Raw genomic sequence first — 2,748 nt, 5'->3', positions numbered from 1 at the left:
CGGTGAAAAAGAAGCTGCCGCCCGCAACAAAGTTTCGTCGATAGTTTGCCATGGGCGGTATCGTAGCAGAGGTTTGTTGTTTTGATGGGTATCGCTTTGCTCAACCCTTCCTCCGGGCTGAAACAGGATGCTGACCTGATTGCCAGTATCCCGGGCATAGGTGAGGTAACTGTAGCTAAAGTGCTGGCTTATGCAGGCGATATCTGCCGTTTTGCTAATGGCAAGGCATTGACAGCCTTCATAGGTGTATCACCACGTCAGCGGCAATCAGGCAGCTCAGTCAAAGGCCGCACCATGATTTCCCGAACTGGTCATGCTGACTTGAGGAAAGCCTTATATATGCCAGGCATGGTAGCGTTACGTCACAACACAGTGCTACAAGCGTTTGGGGAAAGAATGAAGGCTAACGGGCTGGTGCCGAAGGCCGTTATCGGGGCAGCCATGCGTAAACTCGTGCATATTATCTATGGCGTGGTGAAATCAGGTAGGCCATTTGATGCTAATTTTGCAAATAAGGGGCTTGCTATTCAAGACGGTATCTGACCCCAATTTTTTGACCCCAGTTTTTCGCCTTGAGTTTGACAGTGTGGCCATAACCTCACAGTTTCCTTGCCCAGTAGTGAGCGCTGCCGCAGGCTTCCATGCCGATCAGGCACGGGGACATCTCGGCACGCTCGAGTTGCTTGCGTACAACATTTGCCATACTGGTCAACTCCATGAATCTGAAAAATAGTCTTTGCCAAATCGATGCCTATTGTCGTAATCTTCATTTCGGATGCCCCTTTCCTTGTTTAGTGTTTGCTTAAGCACAACCACTACTTTGGCACTTGGATGCCGTATTGGGAAGTGGGCGTCCATTCCATTACGATATGAACCCGATTTTTTAATTACAGGCACGTACCGTATGCAAAGTATTGATAGTTTCGCGACTCCCACGATGTGGGCGGGTTTTATCGCATTTGTGCTAGTGATGCTGGCGCTGGATCTGTTTGTGTTCGGCGGTCGGAAAGTACACAAGGTCAGCGTCAAAGAGGCCGCGCTCTGGTCGCTGGTCTGGGTGAGCCTAGCGCTCGCGTTTAACGCTGGCCTGTGGTGGCACTTGACCGACTCGGTGGGGCCGGAAATGGCTGACCGCAAGGCATTAGAATTCCTCACCGGCTATCTGATCGAGAAGTCGCTGTCGGTTGACAATGTGTTCATCTTTCTGTTGATCTTCACTGCGTTCCACGTCCCCGCCGAATACCAGCGCCGCGTGCTGATCTACGGCGTGCTCGGCGCCATCGTGCTGCGCGCGGTGATGATTTTGGCGGGGGCGTGGGTGGTGCAGGAATTTAGCTGGGTGCTGTATATATTTGGTGTGTTTCTGGTGATCACCGGCGTGCGTATGCTGGTGATGGCGGAGAAGACGCCTGATTTGGAGCAGAACCCGGTGCTGAAATTCGCGCGTCGCCATCTGCGCATCAGCGACGGCGATCACGGCGAAAAATTCACCGTGATGAAGGACGGCGTGCGCTATTTCACGCCATTGTTTCTGGTACTGATCCTGATCGAGGTCACCGATCTGGTTTTCGCGGTGGATTCCATCCCGGCCATTTTCGCGATCACCACCGATCCCTTCGTCGTCTTCACCTCCAATATCTTTGCCATCATGGGCCTGCGCGCGTTGTATTTTCTGCTGGCCGACGTGGCGGACCGTTTTCATCTGCTCAAATACGGCCTCGCCTTGGTACTTACTTTCATTGGCGCCAAGATGCTAATCCTGCCGTGGTACCACGTTCCGGTGGGGGCATCGCTTGCCATCGTCGCGGTGTTGATCGGGGCCAGCGTGGTCGCCAGCCTGATTGCCATGCGCGAGGGGGTGAAATGATGCTGTCACGCCTAATTGGAACTGCGCTGCTCGAGAGGAACAATGAGACAGTGGGGTCAGATACCGTCTTGAATAGCAAGCCCCTTATTTGCAAAATTAGCATCAGGCCTTACATTTGACACTCAATTATCATTTAGTTATGCTATTCAGATCAAATAGCTATGCTACCTAAGTCGTGCGGTAAAGCTTGTCGAAAGGAGGGATAAAATGTCAAATGTAAGGCCCGACCCCTCTTACAAACTGTCCGCGTTGTTCTGGCGACAGCGACGAGCCCACCTCGCTCAAGATCGCATGCTCAAAGGGTAGAAGCTTCGCCATGTGTCTAAGACGCCCAACGTAAAGTTGAGGGGCTGCCGCGCTTTTCGGCAGTCCCGCTCGAACGCCGGGTTAGGGTTACGGCAATTCTGCACGACGTGTGAACCGAATGCTAATGCTGAGCGTGGGATTTTCTGAGACAGTGCCAGACACTTCAAACGTGTCTTGGGCAGGAGTGCCGGAAAGATTTAGCGTTACCTCTTTGGCCTGGCCAAACACCGTAAAAGGTTGCCCGGAATAATGGGTGACTTTTACCGTGGCACGAATTGTGTGGTTTTCAACCGAATAAGAGCCGACATAAAAATACTGTGCATCACCACCGAGAATGCGGCCAGTTTCGAGAACGACTACGCCGGAACCAAAGCCGCCAACATTTGATAGAAATTCAATAGACCAAAGTGCTTCAAGCATAATTTACCTCGACAATGTAATTTCAAAATTGGATGAAAAATTAATTCGTGCTGCTGATTATGCAGCTCTTCAACATAGTAACCCTAACGAAGCTGTATAAAAAGTATATCCATAACCGCATCATGCCGTGAACCAAATGAGATATCAAGGTCGAA

At 51.2% G+C, this 2,748-nt stretch carries 3 protein-coding genes and 1 pseudogene; 2 read left to right on the top strand and 2 right to left on the bottom strand.

The window, feature by feature from the left end:
* Positions 1-84 precede the first annotated feature (84 nt).
* Positions 85-543, top strand: coding sequence for a transposase (locus EJE49_RS11350; RefSeq protein ID WP_189941876.1), 459 nt, complete (start codon positions 85-87; stop codon positions 541-543).
* A gap of 58 nt (positions 544-601) precedes the next feature.
* Here EJE49_RS11350 and EJE49_RS11345 read toward each other — a convergent pair.
* Positions 602-770: pseudogene (locus EJE49_RS11345) on the bottom strand (IS110 family transposase); the annotation flags it as partial.
* Positions 771-904: 134 nt separating this feature from the next.
* Here EJE49_RS11345 and EJE49_RS11340 point away from each other — a divergent pair.
* Positions 905-1,867, top strand: coding sequence for a TerC family protein (locus tag EJE49_RS11340; RefSeq protein ID WP_189941874.1), 963 nt, complete (start codon positions 905-907; stop codon positions 1,865-1,867).
* A gap of 393 nt (positions 1,868-2,260) precedes the next feature.
* On the opposite strand, the gene EJE49_RS11335 is transcribed toward EJE49_RS11340, so the two are convergent.
* Positions 2,261-2,593 (bottom strand): GrlR family regulatory protein, encoded by a 333-nt coding sequence (locus tag EJE49_RS11335; RefSeq protein ID WP_189941872.1) that lies wholly within the window; start codon positions 2,591-2,593, stop codon positions 2,261-2,263.
* Between the last annotated feature and the right edge of the window lie 155 nt (positions 2,594-2,748).

The organism is Sulfuriferula thiophila (genome assembly GCF_003864975.1).
In the GTDB taxonomy this organism is placed as follows: domain Bacteria; phylum Pseudomonadota; class Gammaproteobacteria; order Burkholderiales; family Sulfuriferulaceae; genus Sulfuriferula; species Sulfuriferula thiophila.
This window is presented reverse-complemented; position numbering and strand designations above follow the sequence as displayed.